The organism is Streptomyces rubellomurinus (genome assembly GCF_000961885.1).
Lineage (GTDB): Bacteria > Actinomycetota > Actinomycetes > Streptomycetales > Streptomycetaceae > Kitasatospora > Kitasatospora rubellomurina.
The window spans coordinates 1-4,651 of the sequence record NZ_JZKH01000193.1; the positions used below are offsets into that span (position 1 = coordinate 1).

A 4,651-nucleotide genomic window follows, 5' to 3' on the forward strand; every position below is an offset into this window, starting at 1 on the left:
GTCGTTCGTCGAGGTCAGCGCCCACCCGGTGGTGACCGTCGCGGTCGGCGAGTGCATCGAGCGCAGCGGCCGGAACGCCGTCGCCCTGGGCACCCTGCGTCGCGACGAGGGCGGCCCGCAGCGCTTCCTGCTCTCCCTCGCGGAGGCCTGGACCGCAGGCGCGCCCGTCGACTGGCGGACCGTGCTGCCCGCCGACGCCGCCCTGGTGGACCTGCCCACCTACGCTTTCCAGCGCGAGCGCTACTGGTTGGAGCCGCGTCCCGCCGAGAGCGCGGTGGAGGCCGAGTTCTGGGCCGCCGTCGAGACCGAGGACCTGGCAGCACTGGAGCGCGCGGTGCCGGTGGACGCCGAAGCCTGGGGACCGGTCCTCCCCGGGCTGGCCGCCTGGCGTCGGGGGCGGCGCGAGCGGGGTTGGCGCTACCGGGTCGAGTGGCGCCGCCGAGCCGACCCCGACCGACCTGCGCCGCAGGGCCGCTGGCTGCTGCTCGCGCCGCCCGGCGTGGGCGCGGACCTGCGCGCGGACGACGTGGAACGGATCGAGGTGGCGGCCGCGGACCGCGAGAGCCTGGCCCGTCTCCTGCGCGACACGGCCGAGGGCGTGGCGGGCGTGGTCTCGCTGCTCCCTGCTGTGGGGGTGCTCGTGCTGCTCCAGGCCCTGGAGGACAGCGGCGTGGACGCCCGGCTCTGGTGCGTCACGCGCGGCGCGGTCTCGGTCGGCGCCGGCGACCGGGTGACGAGCCCCGAGCAGGCCTGGACCTGGGGTCTCGGCCGCGTGGCTGCCCTCGAACTCCCGCACCGCTGGGGCGGGTTGGTCGATCTGCCGGACGGGGGCGCCGTCGACCTGGCCGCCGTGCTGGCTGCCGCTGCCGCCACCGCCGACGAGGGCGAGGACCAGCTGGCCGTGCGCCCCACCGGCACCTACGTCCGCCGGCTGGTCCGCGCGCCGCTCGCCGACCCCGAGGGCGGGATCGCCCCCTGGACGCCCTCCGGCACCGTGCTGGTCACGGGCACCGGCTCGGTCGCCGCCAGGGTCGCCCGCTGGTTGCTCGACCGGGGCGCCGAGCACGTGGCCCTGACCGGCCCGGTCGGCGGCCCCGACGCGGACCGGGCCGACCTCTCCGACCTGGGCGGCCGGATCAGCTGCTCCGGCCGGGAGGCCGACGACCTCGCGGGCACCGCCGCCCTGGTCCAGCGACTGGCGGAGCAGGGCCGCCCCGTACGGGCCGTCGTGCACACCGCCGCCGGGACCACGCTCGCACCCCTGCTGCGGGCCACGCCGGCGGACCTGGCCGCCACCGTGGCCGCGACCGTCACGCCCGCCGTCCACGCGCTCGACCTGCTGCCCGACCTGGCGGCCGCCGTCCTGTTCACCTCGGTCAGCGGCGTCTGGGGCACCGGCGAGCACGCCGTCTTCGCCGCCGCGAACGCCCAGCTCGACGCGCTCGCCGAGCAGCGCCGGGCCGCCGGTGCGCCGGTGGTCTCGGTTGCCTGGGGCGTCTGGAACACCCTCACGCCGGGCGGGGCCGAAGCCGAAGCGGCCGACGCGCTTGCTCGCCCGGCCCGGCACGGCGTACCGCTGCTCGACCCCGGCCGGGCGCTCGCCGCCCTCGACGAGATCACGGCGCGGGGCGAACGCGGCGCCGTCGTCGCGGAGGTCGACTGGGCCAGGTTCGCCCCGCTGTTCGGCTCCGCCCGGCCGACCCGCCTGTTCGCCGAACTGCCCGAGGCCTCGACGGCCGCACCGCCGCAGGCCGTCACCGGGCAGGACGCCGAACGGGCCGCCGACCTGCGCCGGCGGCTGGCCGCCGCCGCGGGCCCCGAGCGCGACCGGCTGCTGCTGGAGCTGGTGCGCGGCCACGCCGCCGCCGCGCTGGGCCACGGCGGTGCGGGCGCGGTCGCCGCCGAACGGCCCTTCCGTGAGCTCGGGTTCGACTCGCTGATCGCCGTCCGGCTGCGCAACGGCCTGTCCGCCGCCACCGGCGTTCCGCTGCCGCCGACCCTTGTCTTCGACCACCCGACCCCGGCCGCGCTCGCCGCCCACCTCGGCGAGCGGCTGGGCGGCGGGGAGGCGGTCACCGCCGGTGCCCTGCGGGCCCGGATCAAGGCGCTGGAGGAGGCGGTGGCCGACGCCGCGCTCACCGACGACGAGCGGCGGGGCATCGCCGCCCAGCTGTACGGCCTCCTGGACCGGTGGGACGGAGCCCGGGACTCGACCGGGGCGCGATCCGTCGACGACGCGCTCGACGGAGCGAGCGACGACGAGCTGTTCGAGTTCATCCATCAGGAGTTCGGCCGCCCGTCGACGGGATGACCGACCCGATCGTTCCGTCGTTCCGTCGTTCCGCCGTTCCGGCACGGGAGTTGAAGATGGCGAAGGAAGAGTCGCTGCGCGACTACCTCAAGTGGGTCACGGCCGACCTGGCCAGGACCCGCCGGCGCCTGCGCGAGGTGGAGGCGGCCGGCCAGGAGCCGGTGGCCGTGGTCGGCATGGCCTGCCGCTTCCCCGGCGGGGTGGACTCGCCCGAGCGGCTGTGGGAGCTGCTGGCGGCGGGCGGCGACGCGATCTCCGGGTTCCCGACCGACCGGGGCTGGGACCTGGGCCGGCTGTTCGACGCGGACGCCGAGCAGCCCGGCACCTCGCACACCCGCCACGGCGGATTCCTGCACGACGCGGGCGAGTTCGACGCCGAGCTGTTCGGCATCTCGCCGCGCGAGGCGCTGGCCATGGACCCGCAGCAGCGGCTGCTGCTGGAGACCACCTGGGAGGTCTTCGAGCGGGCCGGGCTCGACCCCGTCTCGGTCAAGGGCAGCCGCACCGGCACTTTCGTCGGAACGAACCAGCTGGACTACATCTGGGCCGTCCAGGGCGCGCCCGAGGACGTCGAGGGCTACCTGGGCACGGGCAACGCGGCGAGCGTGCTCTCCGGCCGGATCGCCTACACCTTCGGTCTGGAGGGCCCGGCCGTCACCGTCGACACCGCCTGCTCCTCCTCGCTGGTCGCCCTGCACCTGGCCGTCCAGGCGCTGCGCGCGGGCGAGTGCACGCTGGCGCTGGCCGGCGGCGCGACCGTGATGGCCAGCCCCACCGGCTTCGTCGAGTTCAGCCGGCAGCGCGGCCTGGCCCGGGACGGCCGGTGCAAGGCGTTCGCCGCCGAGGCCGACGGCATGGGGATGTCCGAGGGCGTGGCGATGCTGCTGGTCGAGCGCCTGTCCGACGCGCGGCGCCACGGGCACCCGGTGCTCGCGGTGGTGCGCGGCTCGGCGGTCAACCAGGACGGCGCGTCGAACGGCCTGACCGCGCCGAACGGGCCCGCCCAGCAGCGGGTCATCGAGGCGGCGCTGGCCAACGCCGGGCTGACGGCCGACCAGATCGACGCGGTGGAGGCGCACGGTACCGGCACGGCCCTGGGCGACCCGATCGAGGCCCAGGCGCTGCTCGCCGCGTACGGCCGGGACCGGCCCGCCGACCGGCCGTTGCGGCTCGGCTCGGTCAAGTCCAACCTCGGCCACACCCAGGCCGCGGCCGGGGCCGCCGGGGTGATCAAGACGGTGCTGGCGCTCCGGCACGGGGTGCTCCCGGCGACCCTGCACGCCCGGAACGCCTCCCCGCACGTCGACTGGTCCTCGGGCGCCGTCGCGCTGCTCACCGAGGCGGCGGCCTGGCGGCCGCAGGGCGAGCAGCCGCGTCGGGCGGGCGTCTCCTCCTTCGGGATCAGCGGCACCAACGCCCACCTGATCCTGGAGGAGGCTCCCCTCGCCGAGCCACCGGCGGATCCCACGGCCGGGCCCGGCGACGCGAGTTGGCCGGTGCTGCCATGGGTGCTCTCCGGCCGGACCGCGCCCGCCCTCGCCGCCCAGGCCGCCCGGCTGGCCGCCGCCCTCGACCCCGGGGCCTCACCGGCCGACGTGGGCCGGTCGCTGGCCACCACCCGGGCCGCCCTGGAGCACCGCGCGGTCGTGCTGGCCGCCGACCCGCCGGCCGCCCTGCGCCGGCTCGCCGAGGGCGAGCCTTCACCGCAGGTGGTGCGCGGCACGGCGACCGGACGGGCGGAGGCGGTCTTCGTCTTCCCCGGGCAGGGCTCGCAGTGGGTCGGCATGGGCGCCGAACTCCTCGACACCGCACCGGTGTTCGCGGCGCGCATCGCGGACTGCGAGGCGGCGCTCGCGCCGTACGTGGACTGGTCGCTCACCGAAGTCCTGCGCAGCGGCGCCGACTTGGAGCGGGTCGATGTGGTGCAGCCGGTGCTGTGGGGCGTGATGGTGGCGCTGGCCGAGCTGTGGCGGTCCTTCGGCGTCGAACCGGCGGCCGTGGTCGGCCACTCGCAGGGCGAGATCGCCGCCGCCTGCGTCGCCGGGGCGCTGTCGCTGGCGGACGGCGCCCGGGTCGTCGCCCTGCGCAGCCGCGCCCTGCTGGCGCTCTCCGGCGAGGGCGGGATGGTCTCGCTCCCGCTGCCCGCCGAGGAGGTGGCGAAGCTCCTGGAACCGTACGAGGGCCGGGTCTCCGTCGCCGCGCTCAACGGGCCTTCGTCCACGGTGGTTTCGGGCGATGCGGACGCGTTGGAGCAGCTGGTCGCCGGGCACGAGCGGGCGCGTCGGATCGACGTGGACTACGCCTCGCACGGCCCGCACGTCGAGGCGATCCGGGAGGAAC

2 protein-coding genes are annotated in these 4,651 nt (G+C 77.1%); both read left to right on the forward strand.

Annotation, left to right across the window (positions count from 1 at the left end):
* A partial coding sequence (locus VM95_RS37035; RefSeq protein ID WP_045705624.1) for a KR domain-containing protein occupies window positions 1–2,311 on the forward strand: 2,311 nt, incomplete at its 5' end.
* A gap of 56 nt (window positions 2,312–2,367) precedes the next feature.
* Window positions 2,368–4,651: type I polyketide synthase (locus VM95_RS37040; RefSeq protein ID WP_045705627.1), on the forward strand; the 2,284-nt coding region annotated here is incomplete at its 3' end.